The 19,664-nt window shown below is 70.5% G+C and carries 21 protein-coding genes; 5 read left to right on the top strand and 16 right to left on the bottom strand.

The window, feature by feature from the left end; translation table 11 throughout:
- The first annotated feature begins 13 nt into the window (after positions 1 to 13).
- Both IRZ18_00345 and IRZ18_00340 read left to right on the top strand, forming a co-directional pair.
- Complete coding sequence (locus tag IRZ18_00345; GenBank protein ID MBX5475561.1) at positions 14 to 829, top strand: DivIVA domain-containing protein; 816 nt, start codon at positions 14 to 16, stop codon at positions 827 to 829.
- A 104-nt stretch (positions 830 to 933) separates the two neighbouring features.
- Positions 934 to 1,617: a hypothetical protein gene (locus IRZ18_00340; protein ID MBX5475560.1), complete on the top strand. Its 684-nt coding sequence runs from the start codon at positions 934 to 936 to the stop codon at positions 1,615 to 1,617.
- Here the strand turns inward: IRZ18_00340 and IRZ18_00335 are convergent.
- From IRZ18_00335 to IRZ18_00325, 3 genes are all read right to left on the bottom strand, one after another.
- On the bottom strand, positions 1,600 to 2,628 hold the full coding sequence (locus tag IRZ18_00335; protein ID MBX5475559.1) for an aliphatic sulfonate ABC transporter substrate-binding protein: 1,029 nt from the start codon (positions 2,626 to 2,628) through the stop codon (positions 1,600 to 1,602). The genes IRZ18_00340 and IRZ18_00335 overlap by 18 nt on opposite strands.
- 65 nt (positions 2,629 to 2,693) lie before the next feature.
- Complete coding sequence (locus IRZ18_00330; protein MBX5475558.1) at positions 2,694 to 3,461, bottom strand: ABC transporter permease; 768 nt, start codon at positions 3,459 to 3,461, stop codon at positions 2,694 to 2,696.
- On the bottom strand, positions 3,454 to 4,275 hold the full coding sequence (locus IRZ18_00325) for an ABC transporter ATP-binding protein (GenBank protein MBX5475557.1): 822 nt from the start codon (positions 4,273 to 4,275) through the stop codon (positions 3,454 to 3,456). Before IRZ18_00325 ends, IRZ18_00330 begins: the two co-directional genes overlap by 8 nt.
- A gap of 199 nt (positions 4,276 to 4,474) precedes the next feature.
- Between IRZ18_00325 and IRZ18_00320 the strand changes: the two genes are divergently transcribed.
- Positions 4,475 to 4,792 (top strand): hypothetical protein, encoded by a 318-nt coding sequence (locus IRZ18_00320; protein ID MBX5475556.1) that lies wholly within the window; start codon positions 4,475 to 4,477, stop codon positions 4,790 to 4,792.
- A gap of 52 nt (positions 4,793 to 4,844) precedes the next feature.
- Here the strand turns inward: IRZ18_00320 and IRZ18_00315 are convergent, their stop codons facing one another.
- On the bottom strand, positions 4,845 to 6,170 hold the full coding sequence (locus tag IRZ18_00315; protein MBX5475555.1) for an O-antigen ligase family protein: 1,326 nt from the start codon (positions 6,168 to 6,170) through the stop codon (positions 4,845 to 4,847).
- Positions 6,171 to 6,302: 132 nt separating this feature from the next.
- On the opposite strand from IRZ18_00315, the gene IRZ18_00310 reads away from it, so the two are divergent.
- A complete protein-coding gene (locus IRZ18_00310) occupies positions 6,303 to 7,232 on the top strand; it encodes a patatin-like phospholipase family protein (GenBank protein MBX5475554.1) in 930 nt (309 codons plus the stop codon).
- A gap of 77 nt (positions 7,233 to 7,309) precedes the next feature.
- Positions 7,310 to 7,702, top strand: a complete 393-nt coding sequence (locus tag IRZ18_00305; protein ID MBX5475553.1) for a cytochrome c maturation protein CcmE — start codon at positions 7,310 to 7,312, stop codon at positions 7,700 to 7,702.
- Between the two features lie 168 nt (positions 7,703 to 7,870).
- Here IRZ18_00305 and IRZ18_00300 read toward each other — a convergent pair whose 3' ends face one another.
- From IRZ18_00300 to IRZ18_00245, 12 genes are all read right to left on the bottom strand, one after another.
- On the bottom strand, positions 7,871 to 9,310 hold the full coding sequence (locus tag IRZ18_00300) for a cytochrome b N-terminal domain-containing protein (GenBank protein ID MBX5475552.1): 1,440 nt from the start codon (positions 9,308 to 9,310) through the stop codon (positions 7,871 to 7,873).
- On the bottom strand, positions 9,307 to 9,807 hold the full coding sequence (locus IRZ18_00295; protein MBX5475551.1) for a Rieske (2Fe-2S) protein: 501 nt from the start codon (positions 9,805 to 9,807) through the stop codon (positions 9,307 to 9,309). Before IRZ18_00295 ends, IRZ18_00300 begins: the two co-directional genes overlap by 4 nt.
- A 120-nt stretch (positions 9,808 to 9,927) precedes the next feature.
- Positions 9,928 to 10,068: a CcmD family protein gene (locus tag IRZ18_00290; GenBank protein MBX5475550.1), complete on the bottom strand. Its 141-nt coding sequence runs from the start codon at positions 10,066 to 10,068 to the stop codon at positions 9,928 to 9,930.
- Between the two features lie 64 nt (positions 10,069 to 10,132).
- A complete protein-coding gene (gene ccsA / locus IRZ18_00285) occupies positions 10,133 to 10,777 on the bottom strand; it encodes a cytochrome c biogenesis protein CcsA (protein ID MBX5475549.1) in 645 nt (214 codons plus the stop codon).
- A 76-nt stretch (positions 10,778 to 10,853) separates the two neighbouring features.
- Complete coding sequence (locus tag IRZ18_00280; protein MBX5475548.1) at positions 10,854 to 11,540, bottom strand: heme exporter protein CcmB; 687 nt, start codon at positions 11,538 to 11,540, stop codon at positions 10,854 to 10,856.
- Positions 11,537 to 12,232 carry a heme ABC exporter ATP-binding protein CcmA gene (gene ccmA, locus IRZ18_00275; protein ID MBX5475547.1) on the bottom strand — a complete coding sequence of 232 codons (696 nt, stop codon included), beginning with the start codon at positions 12,230 to 12,232 and terminating at the stop codon, positions 11,537 to 11,539. The genes IRZ18_00280 and ccmA overlap by 4 nt, the downstream gene beginning before the upstream one ends.
- Before the next feature lie 8 nt (positions 12,233 to 12,240).
- Positions 12,241 to 13,107 carry a succinate--CoA ligase subunit alpha gene (gene sucD / locus IRZ18_00270; protein MBX5475546.1) on the bottom strand — a complete coding sequence of 289 codons (867 nt, stop codon included), beginning with the start codon at positions 13,105 to 13,107 and terminating at the stop codon, positions 12,241 to 12,243.
- Positions 13,107 to 14,225, bottom strand: coding sequence for an ADP-forming succinate--CoA ligase subunit beta (sucC, locus tag IRZ18_00265; GenBank protein ID MBX5475545.1), 1,119 nt, complete (start codon positions 14,223 to 14,225; stop codon positions 13,107 to 13,109). The genes sucD and sucC overlap by 1 nt, the downstream gene beginning before the upstream one ends.
- Positions 14,226 to 14,229: 4 nt before the next feature.
- Positions 14,230 to 15,483 (bottom strand): NAD-dependent malic enzyme, encoded by a 1,254-nt coding sequence (locus IRZ18_00260; GenBank protein ID MBX5475544.1) that lies wholly within the window; start codon positions 15,481 to 15,483, stop codon positions 14,230 to 14,232.
- Between the two features lie 49 nt (positions 15,484 to 15,532).
- Positions 15,533 to 16,468, bottom strand: a complete 936-nt coding sequence (gene mdh / locus IRZ18_00255) for a malate dehydrogenase (protein MBX5475543.1) — start codon at positions 16,466 to 16,468, stop codon at positions 15,533 to 15,535.
- A gap of 147 nt (positions 16,469 to 16,615) precedes the next feature.
- Positions 16,616 to 19,177, bottom strand: a complete 2,562-nt coding sequence (locus IRZ18_00250) for a hypothetical protein (GenBank protein MBX5475542.1) — start codon at positions 19,175 to 19,177, stop codon at positions 16,616 to 16,618.
- The coding region (locus IRZ18_00245; protein ID MBX5475541.1) for a hypothetical protein at positions 19,174 to 19,664 on the bottom strand (491 nt) is incomplete at its 5' end. The genes IRZ18_00245 and IRZ18_00250, both read right to left, overlap by 4 nt.

The raw sequence follows: 19,664 nt of genomic DNA, 5'->3' as shown, positions 1-19,664 counted from the left end.
TCGACAGGAAGGGGTGACGACAGTGCCGATATCGTCCGTGTCGATTCTCAACCGCGAGTTCACCAAGACGTTCCGCGGGTACGATCCCGAGGAAGTGGACAAGTTCATGGAGGAGCTCGCGCGCGATGTCGACCAGTTGCAAGAGGAATGGAAGCAGGCGAAGGAAGAGAGCGAGCGCCTGACGGACGAGGTTCGCCGCTGGCGCACGGAAGCGCAGGAGGCGGCGCGCCGCGTCGAGGCGGCGGAGGCGCGCGCGGACGAGTTGGCACGGGAAGTCGAGGCCGCCCGTCAAGAGGTGGAGGCGGCTCGTAAGGAAGTCGAATCCGTCCGCCACGAGCTGGACGCCGCGCGTCAGGAGTTGGACGACGCCCGCCGCGGCGGAGACCCGGATCTGCAGCGGCGCCTGCAGGCTCTGGAACAGGAGCTCGCCCGCTACCGGGAAAGGGAGCGGGAGCTCGCCGACGCCATCCTGGAAGCGCGGCAGGCAGCGAGCCAATCGGTGAAAGCCGCGGAGGAGCGGGCCCGCCAGATCGTGGAAAAGGCGGAGGCGGAAGCGGCCCGCATGGTCGAGGAAGCCCGCGAGCGCGCGGAGGCGGAGGCGCTGGCGCTCCAGCAGGAGGTCACCGCCCTGCAGTCCGCCAAAGCCGAGCTTGAAACGGAGATCCGCGACACGCTTGAACGGCGGGACGCCCTCGCCGAGCTCTTCGCCTCCTTCCAAGGAAAGTTTCGCGCGGCCGCAGCCGAGTTCACGCGGATCCAGGAGGCGCTCGCCCCGGAGGAACGTCCGGGGGTGGTCAACCTGGACGCGTACAAGAAGAGCGGTCGCTGAACGTTTTCTCTCCCCTCCCCCCTCCCCCGCAACGCGAAGAACGGCCGTCACGGCCGTTCTTCATTGCTTGGAGAGCGGAATAGCGTGCTGTGGGGAGAGACGCCATGCACCGCCGCGCGACGATGTGGACATGGGTCGTCGTCTGCGCGGGCCTGGCCGTCTGGGCGGCCGGTCCCGGCCCCGCAGCGCCGTTCGGCTTCGAACCGGGAGGAGGCCCGGCGCCTTCCCCGGCCCTGCCGGCCTGGGCCGAGGGCGCCGGGCGGGCAGGTGCCCACGACGCGAGGCCCCGCCTGATCGTGTGGTCCGCGCGGCCGCAGGACGACGCGCAGGCGCACGCCGCCGTGGAGGCCTGGCGCGCCTCCCTGGCGGCCTGGCAGCGGCGCAACCCCCGGTGGAAGGTCGACCTCGTGGTCTGGCCCGCAACCGCGGCCGCACGGCGCCTCGCCGACGCCGTGGCCGCCGGGCGACCGCCCGATGTCTATCTCGGGCCGCTGCCCGACGCGCCGGTGCACGCGGTCGCCGCCGCCCTGGATCCGCTCGTCGGAGCGGCGGCGCGCCGCGCGCTAGGTCATGCGGCTCCGCCCGTCGTGACGGCGGGCGGCCACGTGTGGGCGCTGCCCGCCTGCGCCGCGGGGACGCGCGCGCTCGCCAGCCCGCCCTCGTTTGCGCGCTGCATGTGGGTGATCGTGCCCCGCCGCACCGGCCACGACGCGGCCGAGCGCCTGCGCGCGGCGGCCGAGGCGGCCGCGGCGCTCAGCGACTTGCGCGACTCACTGGGAGTTCGTTGACGGCTTCGCCAGTTCCGCCGCTTGTTGCAGCCACTCGGTGTCGATGAGCCGCCCGGCGTCCGGTCGCGTTTCGATCACGCCCTGCTCGGCGAGGAAACCGACGTCGTACACGATGCTCTTGTACGCCGTGCCCTCCTGCCCCCCGCCCAGGTAGTCCGGGCTCAGGACCTGGTCAAGGTCGGGATGCTCGTAGAGGGCGAACGTCTTCAGGACCTCGTCCCGCGCCACGTCGACGTGCTTGATCACCAGGTCCGCCGCCTCGTCGGGATGCTGCTGGCGGAACGCGGCGCCTTGATAGTGGGCCAGGAGGAAGCGGGCGAGGGCGTCCGGGTGCGCCGCGGCGAACTTGCGGTTCGCCACGATGACGTCGTACGTGCGGATCGTGGCCTTCGCGTCGTTGACGAGCTCGACGCCGCCCGCGGCCACGGCCTTGCCCTTCCACGGCTCCCAATTCGCGACGGCGTCGACCTGGTGCGCCTGGAAGGCCGCGAGTTGGTCGTCGGTCGTCATGTCGCGGATGTCGACGTCCTTGGACGGATCGAGCCCGGCCTGGCGCAGTTGCTCGATGAGGAAGCGGTGAGTCGTCGAACCGAGGGCGACGCCGATCGTCTTGCCGCGGAGGTCCGCAGGGGTCCGGATGCCCTCGTCCGGCTGGACGACGATGCCCTCGCCGCCGTTGGAGAGGTCGTCGATGCCGACGATCACGATGTCGGGGTTGCGGCTGGCCGCGAGAATGGCCGGGCTTCCGCCCAGATACCCCACGTCCAGCTGGCCCGCCACGAGCGCGCTGACCATGTCCGGGCCGGAGAGAAACGACGTCTCCTTGATCTTGAGCCCCGGCGGGAACAGGCCCCGTTCGGACGCGATGAAGTACGGCGCCACGAACACGCCCGGCTGGGTGCCGACGCGCACCGTGACGTCGCCCTTTCCCCCCGCGCCCCCGCCGCCGCATGCGGCCAGGGCGAGGGCCGCCACCGCCAGCAGTGCGGCGAGCCGGAGTCGTCTCCTCATCCCATCGCCTCCTCTTGTCCTTCCTCGATCGGCGCGGCGCCGGACGCCCGCTTGGCGCGAAGCCGTCACGCGCGTTCCACCCAGAACGTCAGCCGCTGGTCCAAGACGCGCAGCAGGTGCTCCAGCAGGGCGCCGAGCGCCCCGATGGCCGCCATGCCGAGGACCATGTCGTCGTACTGCACGAAGTGATACGACCGCATGATGAGGTAGCCGAGCCCCGTCTTCGCCGCGATCAGCTCCGCCGCGACGAGGCATGTCCAGCCGACGCCCAGGCCCACCCGCATGCCGGTGAGGATCGACGGCAGCGACGCCGGCAGCACGACCTTCATGAAGATCTGCCGGCGGTTGGCGCCCAGGCTGCGGGCCGCCTTCAGCGCGGTCGGGTCGACGCTGCGCACGCCGGCCGCCGTGTTGAGGAGCACGGGGAAGAAGACGCCGAGCCAGATGATGAACTCCTTGGGCGTCTCCTCCAGGCCGAACGTGAGCATGGCGAACGGGATCCAGCCGAGCGGCGGGATCGGGCGCACCAGTTCGACGAGCGGGTCGACGATGGCTTCCGCGACGCGGCTCGTCGCGATCCAAACGCCCAGCGGCACGGCGGTCCCCACGCCGGCGGCGAAACCGATGAGGACGCGGCGCAGGCTGATGGCGGCGTCCTTGAGGAGCGTGCCGTCGGCGATGCGCTCGACCGCCGCCCTGGCCACATCGCTCGGAAGAGGCAGCCAGCCGAGGTGGACGAGCGAGCCCCAGGCCTGCCAGAGCGCCAGCACCAGGACCGGCGAGAGCCAGCGCAAGAGCGCGCGGGTCCTCGCTTGGCTCCATGGCTCACGCACTTCCGCCCACCCCCGCGGCGAGGCGTCGCCGGTCCTGATCGCGAAGAAGCGACCACAGGCGGGCCTTGTACTCCGTGAAGGCCTTGGCGAAGCGGCGCTCGTCCGCCCAGCGGGGGCCCGGAAGGTCGATGGCGACCTCCTCGCGGACGCGCCCCGGCCGCGTGCCCATGACGACGACGCGGTCGCCGAGAAAGATCGCCTCGTCGATGTCGTGCGTCACGAACACGACCGTCTTGCGCGTCTTTTCCCAGATGCGGGCGATCTCCGCCTGCAGGCCTTCGCGCGTCTGGGCGTCCAGCGCGCCAAAGGGCTCGTCCAACAGGAGCACGGCCGGGTCGTTGGCCAGGGCGCGAGCGATGGCCACGCGCTGGCGCATGCCGCCGGACAGTTGCTTGGGGTAGGCGTCACGAAATTCGGCGAGCCCCACCATCTCAAGGTAGTGCTCCGCAATGGCGCGCCGCTCGGCCGCGGGCACGCCGCGCACCTCAAGTCCGAACTCCACGTTCCCCAGCACCGTGCGCCACGCGAAGAGCCCGAGCGTCTGAAACACGATGCCGATGTCGGCGCGCGGCCCCTGGACGGGCACGCCGTCGATCCGCACCTCTCCGGAGGTCGGCGGCAGGTGGCCGCCGATGATCTGAAGCAGCGTCGACTTGCCGCAGCCCGAGGGTCCGAGCAGGCACACGAACTCGCCGTCGGCGATGTCCAGGTCGATGTCCTGAAGCGCCACGAAGGGCTGCCGCGCGAGCCCCACCTCGAACGCGCGCGTGACGCCGCGGCAGGCGATCTTCGTCTCACGGTGCCGTCTTGTCATGTTCGCTGATCACCTACTTCGAGTTCGCCGAACCGGGCGCGGGGTCGGGGGCAAAACGCGAGGCACCGATGCGGTCGCGGTGCGATACGAGACTACCACAGGCACGGGCCGGCCTGCCTGTGAATCCCTGGCAGGCGAACCAGACAACGAGGGTGCGCATACACCGGCATTGCTCCTCGAAGCGAGGTGAGGCTGAGTGATGCGCCATTTGCACCGGCGCCTGCCTTGGGGCCGGCACGCGCCGCCCGCCGCGCCGGTCGCCTGGATCGTCCTCGCGGTCGTCGTGGTCCTCTGCGTCTTGCACTGGGTCTGGGCGACCGTCGTTGGAGTCTATTTCTCGTCGATGATCGTCATTCCATGGTACGGCGGGCACCCGCCGGACCTCGGCGCCCTCGTGTTTCGCGCCCTGCGGCGGGCGGCCGAGGTGACGATGCTCGTGTTCCTGCTGCTCGCGGCCATTGCCGGGTTGGCCTGGCAGATCTGGGGCCGAGGTCATCCTGTCCGGCGGCGCTGGTGAGGGCGCGGTTCGCCGCGCGCCGGGGGCGGATGCGGCGCCCGCTCCCGCCCGCTCACGCCGGCCACCGGTCCTCGTCTCCGAACACGGCCGGGTCCGCGAGCAGCCGCAGGCCGAGCCCCACGTACGGCCAGAACCCGAGCGCGCTGCGGTAGTCATGCAGAACGCTGTTCGAGAGGCAGTGAACCGCGACAGCAAGGCCGGCCGCCGCAAACCCGGCCAGCAGGTGCCTCCGCGGGCCGGGGCGGGCCCGCCGCCACGCCTTCACCAGCGCCCACCACCAGGCCACGAGCGTGCCGAGCAGCAGGACAAGACCCCCGAGGCCCTGTTCCGCCAGCGTCTTCAGGTACGAGTTGTGCGGCTCGCGGTTGCGCAAGCCTCGGTCGATCTCCGGATGTCGGGCGACGTATTCCGGCGTGAGCGGGACGTAATTTCCGGTGCCGACGCCGAACCAGGGGTGGTCGCGCCACATGTAATACGCCGTGGCCCAGAGCTGCATGCGCTGCTGGAAGGTCCCGACCTCTTCCGGGTTCAACCCGGAGGCGGCGCGGCTGAGCACGCCGGGAAAGATCGAATTCGCGACGACGACGTACAGGACGAGACAGGCGAGGACGCGCCGGTCGACCATGAGCGCGAGCGCGACGAGCGCGAGGAGCGCGGCGTACCATCCGCCGCGCGTGTAGGAGAGCAGGATGGCCGTCGCGAGGAGCAGGGACACGGCCGACCACACGAGGCGGCGCCAGCCGCTTCGCGCGCTCGCGAGGGCGACGGCGACCGGCAGCGAGGCCACCAGGTAGCCGGAAAGCGTGTTCGCGTTGCCGGTCGTCGACCAGATCCGCGTCACGTCCTGGGTGGACCAGTCGTGCAGGGAAACATACTGCCGCAGGCCGATCCAGGCGACGGCGACCGGGCCGCCCATCGCCAGGGCGAGCGACCAGCGAAACGTCCCCGCGCGGCGCGAAAACCGGTACGCCGCCAGCGCGGCGAACCCGGAGGCGACGATGAACGCCCATTCGCTCCACGCCTTCGCCGGCCAGAGCCCGCGAAAAGAGTTCGCGAAGGCCCACGCGGCGTAGGCCGCGTACCCCAAGAGTGTTCCCGCCGGAAGCCAGGTGGGCCTCGCCGAGGGCCACGCCCACTCCGGCGAGCGCTCGTCCCGACCGGCGAGAATGTGGAGCCATGCGACGGCGCCTGCGAGAAGGGCTCCGGCCTCGCTCGCCACGTACCAATATTGGTGATAGTAGAGGTATGGATACTCGAGCGGGCCGGCCACCAGGGCGGCCGCCACTAGGATCAGGCCGGCGAGCTCCAGACCTTGCCGGATCGCGGCGGCGAAGCCACCTGTGGGCGGAACCCGCCGGTCGAAGTCGAGAACGGTCATGCATTAGCCCATTCGGGACGGCGCCCCCGTTCCCTGCCGGAGGGGCGGCGAACGCGCGTCGCGGCGTCGAGACCCTGGCCCGGCGCGGCGGCGGGTCGCCTCGCGGAGCGCAGCAAAGGGGGAGGATGGCGGATGCGCTGGGCACTGGCGCTGGGTGGCGGAGCCCTGAAGGGTGCGGCGCACATCGGCGTGCTCTCCGTGCTGGAGGAAGCTGGGCTGGAGCCGGACATCTACACGGGGACGAGCGTCGGCAGCCTTGTGGCGGCGATGGCCGCGGGAGGGGCCAGGTCCGCGGACATGGCCCGCCACGCGGCGGAATTGTCCACGGAAATCCTCTTTGACGCGCGCCAGAACGCGCTGTCGCTCGCGTACATCGGCACGCGGACGATGTTCGAGGCGCTGGGCGTTCAGAGCCGCCTCCTCAAGCCGACCCCGAACGGCATCGCGCCGGGATTGCGGCTGGAGGAGTGGATTCGCGAGCGCCTCCCGGAGCGCGATCCCGACCGGCTGTCCAGGGCGGCCATCGCCGTGGCGGCGGACTTGCAGAGCGGTGCGCAGGTGCTGCTGGGGAGCGCTCGTGTGTTGCCCGTCTCCCCTCCGCCCGCCGTGGTGTCGCTGCCCGTCCGCGACATGGCCGCAGCCGTGCGGGCGAGCGCCTCGATTCCGTGGCTGTACGCGCCGAAGCGGATCGGCGGGCGCATGCTGGTCGACGGCGCCGTCGTGAGCCCGGTGCCCGTTCACGCGGCGCGGCTCGCCGGGGCGGACGTCGTCGTCGCGGTGGACCTGGGCCACGACAACGACCAACCGCAAGAGGTCCGCGGCATCGCGCGCGTGCTGAACCGCACGCTGGACGTCGCCACGCGCCGCCTGTGCGACCTGCAGCTGAGGCTGTACGCCGACCTCGTCATCCGCCCGGAGATCGGTCGCGTGGACCTGACCGACTTCCATCGCATTCCCGATCTCATCGAGATCGGACGGGCGGCGGCGAAGCGGAGCCTGCCTGAACTGATGGCGTTGCTGGACGTCCGCGCCTCGGCCGCCGAAGCCGGCGCCGGCGGCTAGGGCGACGCGTTTTCTGGCGCCGGAACATGCGGTATCGTCGGTAGTGATGTCGCTTCACGCGGCGGAGGGGGAACCTCGTGCGTCGTCGAACGCGCAACGTGATCGTCTTCGGCATCGTCATCGCCGCCATCGGCTTTCTGGCGTACACCACGGTGGTGAACGCGGCCGAGTACTACTACAACGTCGATCAGGTCGCGCGCCTGTCGGACGTCCAAGCCGGCCGGTTCATGCAGGTGCACGGCCGGATCGTCCCCGGGTCCATCGACTGGCGCCCGGCCTTGCCCGAACTTCGTTTCACGCTCGAATGGAACGGCGTCACCTTGCCCGTCGTGTACCGCGGGGTCAAGCCGGACGTGTTCAAGGACGGCATGGAGGCCGTCGCGTCGGGGAAGGTGCGCAACGGCACGCTCCAGGCGACGGACGTCACCGTCAAGTGCCCGTCCAAGTACGAACCGGCCTCCAGCCGCTGAGGCCGCCTCAGTCTCCCCCTTGCGTGGCCGCGCCCCCCCGTTCTGACGGCCGTGTCCGCGGCGGGAGCCGCACCGGTCGCGCTCCGGCGTCCAGACACAACAGGACAAAAGGAGGGGAGCCTGGACGGCTCCCCTCCTCATGTTCGCGATGTTCGCGCGGCTCGCCGCCTATTTCGGCGCGCCGTTCTTGATCCAGTTTTCGATCGTCTTGATGGCGTTGGCCGGGATCGGCTGCTGGCCGAGCGGCATGGGCGGGATGTTCGCCTGGTTCGGCTTGCCGTTGATCACGAGCCAGAGCAGGCTCTCCTCCGGCTTCCCCGGCACCACCACCGGTCCGGCGTCGCCGCCCTTCATCGTGCTTTCGTACGACGCAAGGCTCAGTCCGCCGGACGTCGAGGCGATGTGGCACGACGCGCAGTAGTTCGAGAAGATCGCCGACACGTCGCTCCACTTGGCGTTCTCGACGACCGTCGCGTTCTCCGGCGCCTTCACCGTGCTCGACATGCCGATGTACGTCAGGCCGACGACGACCACGACCACCGAGGCCATGGTCGCGAGGCCGACCGGCCGCCGCGCCGGCGAGCGGTACGGGTTCTTGTCGTACAGCGGCAGGAAGAACATCGCCGCGATCGCGATGAGCGGCACGACGATGATCGCGAACACGTCCGCCCAGTAGTAGCCCGGGACGAACTTGAGGAACTGGTACAGGAACATGAAGTACCACGGCGGCTTCGGCTCGTAGCCCTCGCGGTTCAGCGGGTCCGCCGGGCTGGTGAGGCCAGGCATGTAGAAGTACGCCACGACGAACAGCAGCAGCGCGGTCAGGGCGACGGTCATCGTCATCCCGAAGACGCCGTACGGGAAGAAGGGCACCATCCCGGGCGGGATGTCGCGCCGGCCCTTGACGTGCTTCTGGTGATAATCCTTCGGCAGCTTCTTCTCCGCCTCCGTGACTCCGAGCTTGAACACCAGCCCGATGTGGAGGGCGAGGAGAAGGATGAGCGTGATGGGCAGCACCAGCACGTGGATCGCGAAGAAGCGGCTCACCGTGGCGCCCGAAAGGAACAGGCCGCCACGCAGGATGCTCGTGATCCAGTCGCCGATCCACGGGGCGTACCCCGCCATCGCCGTGCCGACCATCGTGGCCCAGTACGCCTCCTGGTCCCACGGCAGGAGGTAGCCGGTGAACGCGAAGCCGAGCACGGTCACGAAGAGCAGCGTGCCGATCATCCAGATGATCTCACGCGGCTTCTTGTACGCGCCGATGTAGAAGACGCGCAGCATGTGCAGGAACACGACGACGACCATGAAGCTCGCGCCCCAGTAGTGCAGGCTGCGCAGGTAGTGGCCCCACGGCGTCGACATGATGTGCTTGACGCTCCAGTACGCGTAGGGAAGCCCGTCCTGCAGGGCCGTGCTCGGCGCGTAGGACGTGGCCAGGAGAATGCCCGTGATGAACTGGTTGATGAACACGAAGACGGCGGCGAACCCAAGGAAGTCCGCGTAACTCTCGCCGCGCGGAATCGGGTGGTACATCGCCTCGTTGACGTCGTCCTCGATGTGGAGGCGCTCGTCCACCCAGCGCCAGGCGCGCTGCAGCATGCTCACGAGATGATGCCCCCTACGTAGACCTTGCCGTTCTCTTCCTTGATGGCGCGCCGGCGCAACGGGCGGGGGGCCGGCGGGTGGATGACGTTGCCGTGGATGTCGAACTGGCTGCCGTGGCAGGGACAGGCGAAGCTGTTGCCCGCCCAGGTGAACGGGCACTGCAGGTGCGTGCAGTGCATGTCATAGGCCACAAGGCCCTCGTCCTTCAGCCGGACGATCCACGCGCCGCCCTCGGATCCCTGGTTGTGCGTGACCTTCAAAACGGGTTTGTCCCCGACCTTGAACTCGTCGGATGTGCCGACCTCTTCCCATTGAACGCTTCTCTGGGAAGTCGGCCACAGGAAGCGCAGGCCCAGGCCCCCGTAGGCCACCGCCAAGAGGCCGCCGACGAAGCCGATGGCCATGGTCATGAAGCGACGGCGGCTGATTTCCTGCGGCGTGTCGCCCTCCGGCCACTCTCCCGGGCCGTCTGCGCCCGTGTGCCGATGCTCTGCCACCCCAGCACCTCCCAAGAACGCCAAGAACGCGTGCGACGTTGTCAGCTGCCTTGCAGAAACCCAAACAGTACCATAAAAGCCAAAAAATCGCGCGTCAACCATTCACCGGCCGGTTCCCGCTCACCGGGTCGAGTCCCCCACGCCCCGCTCCGCGAAGGCTTGGACTTCCCGGCGCACCGCGTCCAGCCGGCGGTGCAGCGAGAGGATGTACAAGAAGATTGCGGTCCAAATGACAGTGTAACCCAGGAACAGGTAAATCATTTGTGCGCTGCCGCCTCCTTCCGTTCCCGGTTCCGCTTCGAGGGCAACCGGCCCGCGGTTCCCGCTACGGTTCCGCGCGCGCGCGAAGGCGCGCCAGGCGGTCCTCCAGCGAGCGCGTGGAGACCGCGACCCACAACAGTTCGGCATACAGGGCCGTGAAGGCGAAGACGCTCCCCACGAGAGCGAGGACCATCGATCCGCTCATCTCCACCGCGCTCGGGTGAAACCCGCCCCACCAGTGGGTCGACAGGTACACAAGAGGCACGTCAAGGAATCCGGCGATGCCGACGACCGCCGCGAGCGTGCCCCGCCGCTCGGGGTCCTCGACGCTCGTGCGGAGCAGGAGGTACGCGACGTAGATGAACCAGAGGAGGGCGGTGGTCGTCAGGCGCGGTTCCCAGCGCCACCAGGTGTTCCAGACGGCACGGGCCCAGAACATCCCGGAGAGCAGCGTGACCGTGGTGAAGACGACGCCGATTTCGGCCGACGCCGCGGCCAGGCGGTCCCAGCGCGGCGCCCGCGTGCGGAGGAAGGCGACGCTGCCGACGAGCACGACGCCGAAGGCGAGGAACGCGTTCCACGCGCTGCCCACGTGGAAGTACAGGAGCCGCACGACCTCGCCCATGATGGCCTCCGGTGGGGCGAAGACGAACGCCAGCCACAGGGCGACCGCGACCAGGACGTACGCCGACCACGCCACCAGCTTCATCGCGCGCCCCTCCTCTGCCGGTCCTGCCGGCCCGCGCCGGCTCCGAACGGCCCCGCGCCGCACCCGGCCCGGCGGCTCACTCCTCGATGATGTAGGGAAACACCACCAAGGGCAGGACAAGAAAGATCATATCGTACGCGCCGAGAACGCGCAGCCAAAGGCCCGCCGGCACCGCCGCGCCGGTGAGGGCGGCGTCCGTGAGGCGGACGGCGCCCAGGGCCAACGGCGCGAACAGGGGCAGGCCCAGCAGCGGCAACAGCGCCTCGCCGGACCTGACGGCGCCGGCCACGGCCGCGACGAGCGCCGCCACCGCGGCGAGTCCCAGGGTCCCCAGCGCCAGCGCCCCGGCGAGGCCCGCGTGGGACGCGATCGTCCGAACGTTGGCCAGGCTGAGGAACGCTGGCGTGATGACGAGCTCGGTCGCGCACAGAAGAGCCAAGCCAAAGAGGAACTTTCCGTAGAAGAAGGCGGCCGGGTCGAGCGGGGCGACCCGCAGCCCGGCCCATGCCGCCTCTTCCGCCTCCCTCGCGAAGGACCGCTGAAATCCGGCGAGCGCCGCAAAGAAGAACCCGATCCAGAGGAGCCCGGCCGCGACCGGACGCACGTCGACGGCGAGAGGGTTCACAGCCAGGGTGAACGTCAGGACCAGGAGAAGGCCGTAGACCAGGAACGAGACGAACATGTCCGGCCGGCCGAGTTCGGCGCGCCATTCCCGCGCAAAGACGGCCGCCACCTGCGCCCACCACGGGATCGGGCGCCTCACGGCGATCCCGCCGCTTCGCCGGATCCCGGCGCCGGGCGTTCCGCGGCCAACAGCCTGCCGGCAGCGAGCACCCGTCGTTCCCGCGCCAGCCGGCACGCGCGCGCCCAGTCATGGTCGATCAGGAGGCTCGCGCCGCCGCGGCGGTGATGCGCCTCGAGCAACTCCGTCAGCAACGAGATGCCGTCGGAGTCCAGGCCCGCGAACGGCTCGTCCAGCAACAGCACGTCCGGCTCGTGCTGCCAGGCGCGGGCGATGGCCCAGCGCTGGCGCTGGCCGCGCGAGTACGATGCGAGCGGCGCGGCCGCCACGTCCGTCAGGCCGACGCGCTCGAGCCACGCAGCCGCCGTCTGGCGCGGCCTCGGCAAGCCGTGAAGGCGACCGAAGAACGCGAGGCTCTCCCACCCCGTCAGCGACGGCTGCGCCATCAGGACGTGGCCCACGACCCCGATGCGCATGCGGAGGGCAGGCCAGTCGTCGGCCGTGACCGGCCGCCCCTCCCAGGTGACGCAGCCGGCCTGCGGCCGCAGCAGACCCGCAAGAATGCGCCAGATCGTCGTTTTGCCGGACCCGTTCGGCCCGCCCAGCGCCACACCCGCGCCCCGCGGCAGATCAAGGGAGACGTCCCGCAGGACGGGGCGACGGCCAAGCCACCGCGTGACGCCGCGCATGCCGAGGGTGGAGTCCGGGTTCACGGGCCCTCCTAAGCGAGCGCGCGCTTGACCAGGTCGGGCACTTCCCAGGGCATGCTCGCCACCTGGGCACCGCCCTCCTGCAGCGCCTTGACCTTGCTTCCGAACGTGCCCCGGCCGCGCTCGATGATCGCGCCGGCGTGACCCATGCGCTTTCCGGGCGGGGCGCTGCGACCGGCGATGTACGCGACGACCGGCTTCGTCATCTGCTTGATGAACTCGGCCGCCTCTTCCTCGGCCGTGCCGCCGATCTCGCCCACCAGCACCACGGCGCGCGTTTCCGGATCCTTCTCGAAGCGCTTGAGGATGTCGACGAAGCTCACGCCCACGACGCGGTCCCCGCCCATGCCGACGACCGTCGTCTGGCCGAGCCCGGCTGCGCTCAGGCTGGCCACGATCTCGTAGCTGAGCGTGCCGCTGCGCGCCACGACGCCGACGGGGCCCGGCGTGAACACCGTGTTCGGCGGAATGCCCATCTTGCACTTTCCAGGCGTGCAGATGCCGTATGTGTTCGGGCCGATGACGACGGCGTTCTTCTCCCGGGCGAAGGCCATGATCTCCATGGCGTCGTGCAGCGGCACGTGCTCGGCGATGATCACGACGGGCGACAACCCGGCGGCGATGGCCTCAAAGGCGGCGTCCTTGGCGAACGGCGCCGGCACGAACAGGACGGAAGCGTTCGCGCCGTGGCGCTCCACCGCGGCCTCGACGGTGTCGTACACCGGCACCCCCTCGACCTCTTCGCCTTCCCGGCCCGGCCCGGTGCCGGCCACGATGCGCGTGCCGAACGCCAGCATCTGCTGCGTGTGGAAACGCCCCTGCTTGCCCGTGATGCCCTGGACGAGGACCTTCGTCTTCTCGTCGATGAGAATCGCCATCAGCCGTTCGCTCCCCCGCGGGCCAGCTCGACGACCTTCTCGGCCGCTTCCGCCATCGACCGGAAGGCCTCGATGCCCTGCTCCTTCAGCATGGCGCGCCCCAGCTCTTCGTTGGTGCCGACCAGGCGGACGACCATCGGCATCGGGATGCCCTTCTCCTGCTTGACGCGGATGATCGCCTTCGCGACCTCGTCGCAGCGGGTGATGCCGCCGAAGATGTTGATGAGGATCGCCTTCGGCTTCTTGTCCACGAGAAGCTCAAGCGCTTTCGCGGTCGGCTCGGCGGCCGAGCCGCCGCCGGCGTCGAGGAAGTTCATCGGCTCCCCGCCGAAGTGCTTGACGGCGTCCAGCGTGGCCATGTTGATGCCGGCGCCGTTCGCCATGATGCCGATGTCGCCGTCGAGCTGCACGAAGGCGAGGCCCAGCTCGCGCACCTTCTTCTCAAGCTCCGTCGCCTCGCTCACGCGCGGCAGGTCCGGGTGGCGGTAGAGGGCATCGTCGTCGACGTTCAAGCGCGCATCGGCGGCGATGATGCGGTCGCCGACGACGGCGAGCGGGTTGATCTCCACGAGCTCGGCGTCGTAGGCCTTGAACACGTCCCAGAGCTTGCTGAGGATGTCCGCGAACTGCCCGGCCAGGCTGCCCGTGAGGCCGAGGCGCCGGGCCAATTGCCGGCCCATGTACGGCGAGAGGCCCCACGGCACCGGCACGTGCATACGCACGATCGCCTTCTCGGGCACCTCTTCGATGTCCATGCCGCCGGAGGCCGACGCGATCACGAGCGGCCGCTTCGCGCCGGCGTCGACCGTGATGCCGAGGTACAGTTCCTTGTCGATGTCGAGCTTGCCCTCGCAGTAGACCTTCTCGACCGTGTAGCCCTTCAGGTCCATGCCCAGGATGGCCTTGGCCGCCTCACGCGCTTCCTCGGGGGTCTGCGCGAGCTTGATGCCGCCTGCCTTGCCGCGCCCGCCGACGAGCACCTGGGCCTTGACGGCGACGGGCCCGATCTCCCGTGCCGCGGCCTCGGCTTCCTCCGGCGTGGTGGCCAGGCGGCCGGGCGGCGTGGGGATGCCGTGGCGCCGCAGCACGTCCTTGGCCATGTACTCGTAGAACTTCATGAAACTACTCCACCCCGTTTCCTTGAACGACTTGGACCGCGCGGGCGACGAGCCTGCGCGTGTTCGCGGCCACTTCCTCCGGCGGCACCGCGATGCGCGCCACGCCCTCCTGCACGGCGGCCTGCGCGACGGCCGCCGCGACGCTCGGCGCCACGTCCGGATTCCAGGGGCTGGGGATGATGACTTCCGGCCGCAGCTCCGCCGGCTTGACGAGCGCCGCGATGGCGTGCGCCGCCGCCAGCTCCATGCCGCGCGTGATCTCCCGCGAGCGCACGTCCAGCGCGCCGCGGAAGACCCCCGGGAAGGCGAGGACGTTGTTGATCTGGTTGGGATAGTCGCTGCGGCCGGTCGCGACCACCCGCGCTCCCGCCGCGAGCGCCTCTGCCGGGTCGATCTCCGGGGTCGGATTGGCCATCGCCATGATGATCGGATCGCGCGCCATCGCGCGCACGTCGTCCCCGGTCAGCGTCCCTGGCGCCGACACGCCCATGAAGACGTCGGCGCCGCGGAGGGCGTCGTGCACGGAACCCTTGACGCGGCCGGGGTTCGTGACCTTCGCGACCTCCGCCTTGTACGGGTTCATGTCCTGCTCCCGGCCCTCGTAGATCGCGCCCGCCCGGTCGCAGAGGATGATGTCCCGCACGCCGAGATCCAAAAGGAGATACGTGATGGCGATGCCCGCCGCGCCGGCGCCGTTGATCACGACCCGGACCTCGTCGATGTCCTTCTCGACGACCTTCAGCGCGTTGATGAGCGCCGCGCCGGCGACGATCGCCGTCCCGTGCTGGTCGTCGTGGAAGATGGGGATCGACGTCTCACGCTTGAGGCGGCTTTCGATGACGAAGCAGCGCGGCGCGGAAATGTCCTCGAGGTTCACGCCGCCGAACGCCGGCTCGATCATCTTGACCGTCTCCACGACGCGGTCGACGTCTTTCGTGGCGAGGCAGATGGGCACGGCGTCGACACCCGCGAACATCTTGAAGAGCACCGCCTTGCCCTCCATGACGGGCAGGGCCGCGGCCGGGCCGATGTCGCCCAGGCCGAGGACGGCGGTGCCGTCGGTGACGACGGCGACGAGGTTGTTCTTGGCCGTGTAGTCGTACGCGAGATCCTGGTCCCGGTGGATTTCCCGGCACGGCTCCGCCACGCCAGGCGTGTACGCAAGGGTGAGGTCGGCGCGGTCGCGCAGCGGCACCTTGCTGACGACCTCGATCTTGCCCCTCAGGCGGCGGTGGAACTCGAGCGCCCTCTGGCGCAACCCTTCCGCTTCGTCTTTCGAGAGGGCCACTCCGTCATCCCCTTAGGAACTACAGCGTTTCGGGCAGTTCCGCGATCTGTGCGCGGACCTCGTCGACCGACACCTGCAGCGCGCGGCGGTCCTCTTCAGAGAGGTCGAGTTCGATCACGCGCTCGATCCCGCCGCCGCCGAGCACCACCGGAACGCCCACGCAGAGGTCGCGCAGGCCGTACTCGCCTTCGAGGTACGTCGTCACGGCGAGCACGCGCTTCTGGTCCTTCAGGATCGCCTCCGCCATCTCGGCGAGCGCCGCGCCGGGCGCGTAGTACGCGCTGCCGGTCTTCAGCAGGTTGACGATCTCGCCGCCGCCCTTGCGCGTGCGCTCCACGATGGTGTCGATCTGCTCCTTGGACAGGAAGTGGGTGATGGGAATGCCGTTGACGTTCGCGTACGGCACCAGCGGAACCATGGCGTCACCGTGGCCGCCGAGCACCATGGCGTGCACGTCCTTGACGGAGACGCCGATCGCCTCGGCGAGGAACGTCCGGTAACGGGTGGAGTCCAGCACCCCCGCCTGGCCCATGACCCGGTTGCGCGGCAGGCCGCTGATCTTCTTGACCACGTACGTGAGCACGTCGACGGGGTTGGTGAGTACGATGAAGAACGCATCCGGCGACACTTCCAGGCTGCGTTCGACCAGGTCCTTGATGATCCTGTAGTTCGCGGAAAGCAGGTCGGCGCGGCTCATGCCGGGCTTGCGCGGCATGCCGGCGCAGATGATGACGAGGTCGGAACCGGCGGTGTCGCGCAGATCGTTCGTGCCGCGCACGGTGACGTCGAAGCCTTCGATGGGGCCGGCTTCGAACAGGTCGAGCGCCTTGCCCTGGGGCATGCCCTCGACGATGTCAAAGAGCACGATGTCCCCGAGTTCCTTGGCGGCGCACCAGTGTGCGGTCGTCGAACCTGTCATGCCGGCGCCGAGAATGGAAATCTTAGGACGCCGTATCGCCACGGAGATCCCCCTTTTCGACACGCACCATAGAAAAAGGCCCACCGCGCGGGTAGGCCCCCGTTGCCCCGCATTTCCGCATCATTATAGACTTCGCCGCCAAGGGGTGTCAAAAACGCCATTCCTTGCAACGTCACGCATTCATCAACGGACAACCGATGTGGCGTAGACATCGACGAACGTCTCCGTCACATGCGTGTCGTACGCCGTGAAGGTGTGACCATCCGGAAACCGGTACCGGATCTTCAGGGTGACGGCCGCGCGCACGGAGAACCGGTTGCCCGGCCGCGCCCACTGCACCCGGAAGCGTTCCCCGGGGTACGCCCGCGCCTCCACGCTCTCGATCGGTCCGCCGCCCTGGACGGCCCAGCGCACCTGGAACGTCGCCGGGCGGCCCACGATCCACGCCTGCGGACCCTCCAGGCGAAGCGCGACGTCCGGCGGGCGGATCGTCTCGGCGTGGAACTCGTGCGTCTCGCCGGGCCGCTCGACGTGCTGCGTCCAGGTCAGTTCCCGGATGACGCGCCCGTCTTCGGCGAGGCTGCGGGCCGTGATCCGGTAGGTCCCCGGCGCGGCGAAGACGTGTTCCACGTCCGCGACGACGTGGCTCGCGTCGTCGTCCACGGCCGTCTGGCCGTCGCCGAACGACCACGTCCACCTCGCGTGCCGCGTGACGCGGGGCTTCTTGTCCGTCGTCAGGCGGCTGTGCAGGACGACTTGGATCAGCGGGAGATCCTCGGACGGCACGCCGCCACTGGCGTCAGGCTCCGGCGACAGGGCGCCATCCGGGCCGGCCTCGCTCCGCGCCGGGTCTCCCCGCGGGGACGAACCCTCAGGCGGCGCACCCTCCGAAGCCGCGTCCTTCCCCCGCTCCTCCCCTGGTTCGGGCGCGGCGGTGTCGCTCGCGCCGGTGCCGCCGGCGCCCGGGCTGCCGGCGGCGGCACCGGCGTCCCACGCGACGCGCAGCTGCCCGAGCCCGCTCCTGGCTTCGGAAGCACCGTCGTCCGGCTGCAGCCTCGCCGCGAGGTACCCCGCCGGTAGGAAGCCGTCCCAGCGACCCTCGGACAGCGGCAACGGGCGCACCGTCTTTCCGTCCAGCGCCACCCAGGCCAGGACCGGGTGCCAGCCGGCCGGAGCGGACGCTTCCGCGCTCACATGGCCCGAGCCGACGCGCAGGAGCGCCGGCCGGCTGTCGGACAGCGCGATCCGCTCGCTCCGTCCCGGAGCCAGGGCGCGAGCGCCGCGGAACGGGTCGAGGCTCTCAAGCACCGCTTCTCGCACCGCCCGCGCGCCGGGCAGGGCGACGTGGACCGCCGACCACGCCCCGCCCACGACCCGCCGCACGTCCAGAGGCCCGGCCGGGACCCGCGTGGCCGACGTCTCCACGAACCCGTCGTTGGCGCCGACGCGCGCGAAGCGTCCCCACAGATTCCACGTCTGTCCCGCGATGACGACGTAGCGCGTCGCCCGGCCCGGCGCGATCCGCGCCGCGTCCGCGTTGGCGGCGGCCAGCGCCACGTTCGCCGCGACGCGCTCCCCGGGCGCGTCGCCCGCCCCCGGCAACGGGACCTCCTCGGTGACCATGCGCGCGAGGACGGGGCTGCCGGCCGCCACGCCCCACGCCTTCTCCGCGGCGGCGGCGCCCGCCCACCGGGCGCCGGCCGTCAGAGCCGGCTTCCACAGGGCCCGCCCCGCCCGCACGGCCCAGTCCTGAAGCCAGGCCACCACGGCACGCCAGGCCGCGGTGCGCCAGTCGCCGCCGGCCAGGCCGGTCGCCGCGGCGGCGCCGAGGCCGAGGGGATCCGGCAGCGCGGGGCGAGCCTCCGCGAGCCCTTGCGCCAGGCTGACCGCTTGATCGGCGACCTCGAAGGCCAGCGCAAGCTCGTAGGCTTCGCTGAGCCCTTGCCAGGCCGACCCGTCCCGGCGACCCGCGCCCTGTGCGGCAAACAGCGCGCGCCACACCTCGCCGCGCTCCTTGCGCATCCACTCGGCAAACGGCAGCTGCGAAAGCGGCCTCTCCTCTTCCGGAAGCAGCCGCTCCTGCACGACGAACCACGCCATCTCGGGAATCCACACGTGCGTCGCGAGGTACCGCACGTGGTCGACCTCCGATTCGCCGGGCGCGCGTTCCACCGCCGCGATCAGGTCGGGCTGGGCGCCGGAGACGGCGCCGGCCAGCGCCTGGGCCAGGCTCTTCGAAACGCCGGCGGCCAGGGCGCCGCTGAACAGCGCGACGCGCAGCGAGTCCGCGGCGAAGCTGCCCCGGTTCGGCGGCGCGATCATGACCAGGGTGCGCACGCGCTGCGCCGGCGCCAGCCGCTCGACGTACTCCCTGGCGACGAGCGAGCCCGACGAGAAACTGACGATATCGACCCGACCGTCCGGACTGTGACGAGCCGCTTCGTCGACGAGCTGGCCGAGGCGACCCGCGAGGCTCCACGGGTCCGCGTCCGCGTCGTTCGCGTAGTCCAGCCGGAACAGGGTGACGCCCGGACGGTAGCCGTGGCGGATCAGGTCCGCGTAAAGGCCGCCGTCGCGCCCCGCCTCCCAAACCTCCGGGCCGGACGTGAACCCGTGGACCAGCACGACCGGCAGGAGCGGCCCGTCGCCGGCCGCGCTCGCGACGCCGGCGCCCGGGACCATCGCGCAAGCGACCGCCAGCGCGACGAACCAGCAGGCGATGCGCGTTCGCGCGCTGCGCTTCACCGGCCCGCACCTCCCGCCAGCGACGCCCGCGGCCACGTGCCGTAGTGCGTGACGCGCCAAACGGCGACGTACCGGCCATGTGCCAGGGCTTCCTCGACGGCCTCGCGCCAAGCCGCGTCACCCGCGTCCGACCACGCGGCAGGCCGGCCCTCCACGACAGCCACCGCCCAGGATTGCCCGGGAGCCAGCCATCGCCGGCGGCCCTCAGCCTCGACCAGGATGCCGCCGTCCGGCCGGCTCTCCAGCAGCCGGATCGCGGGCATGTCCCCTTCCGGCGTGCCGGGCGGCGTGACCGTCACCGGAAGCCGCCACACGCTCCGCGCCGAGGACGCGACGGTACGGATGAAGCGATCCCGGCGCACGACCACGATCCACGGCGCCCAGCGCCAGCCGGCCGGCAGGATGCCCGGGTGCAACTCGTGCCGATCGGCGTCGACGGACCAGATCTGCGGGGCGCGGTCCGCGATGATGCCAGCCCGTCCCGCCC

The organism is Clostridia bacterium, from assembly GCA_019683875.1.
Lineage (GTDB): Bacteria > Bacillota > Sulfobacillia > RBS10-35 > Bu92 > Bu92.
Note: the sequence above shows the minus strand (reverse complement) of the source record. Positions and strands in the feature narration are given on the sequence as shown.

What these genes read in the sequence shown, in the direction of transcription:
- ccsA (MBX5475549.1), bottom strand. Translation starts at nt 10,777, where the DNA reads ATGAAGCTGGTGGCGTGGTCGGCGTACGTCCTGGTCGCGGTCGCCCTG.
- IRZ18_00290 (MBX5475550.1), bottom strand. Translation starts at nt 10,068, where the DNA reads ATGATTTACCTGTTCCTGGGTTACACTGTCATTTGGACCGCAATCTTC.
- IRZ18_00320 (MBX5475556.1), top strand. Translation starts at nt 4,475, where the DNA reads ATGCGCCATTTGCACCGGCGCCTGCCTTGGGGCCGGCACGCGCCGCCC.
- IRZ18_00310 (MBX5475554.1), top strand. Translation starts at nt 6,303, where the DNA reads ATGCGCTGGGCACTGGCGCTGGGTGGCGGAGCCCTGAAGGGTGCGGCG.
- IRZ18_00315 (MBX5475555.1), bottom strand. Translation starts at nt 6,170, where the DNA reads ATGACCGTTCTCGACTTCGACCGGCGGGTTCCGCCCACAGGTGGCTTC.
- IRZ18_00340 (MBX5475560.1), top strand. Translation starts at nt 934, where the DNA reads ATGCACCGCCGCGCGACGATGTGGACATGGGTCGTCGTCTGCGCGGGC.
- IRZ18_00325 (MBX5475557.1), bottom strand. Translation starts at nt 4,275, where the DNA reads ATGACAAGACGGCACCGTGAGACGAAGATCGCCTGCCGCGGCGTCACG.
- sucD (MBX5475546.1), bottom strand. Translation starts at nt 13,107, where the DNA reads ATGGCGATTCTCATCGACGAGAAGACGAAGGTCCTCGTCCAGGGCATC.
- IRZ18_00335 (MBX5475559.1), bottom strand. Translation starts at nt 2,628, where the DNA reads ATGAGGAGACGACTCCGGCTCGCCGCACTGCTGGCGGTGGCGGCCCTC.
- sucC (MBX5475545.1), bottom strand. Translation starts at nt 14,225, where the DNA reads ATGAAGTTCTACGAGTACATGGCCAAGGACGTGCTGCGGCGCCACGGC.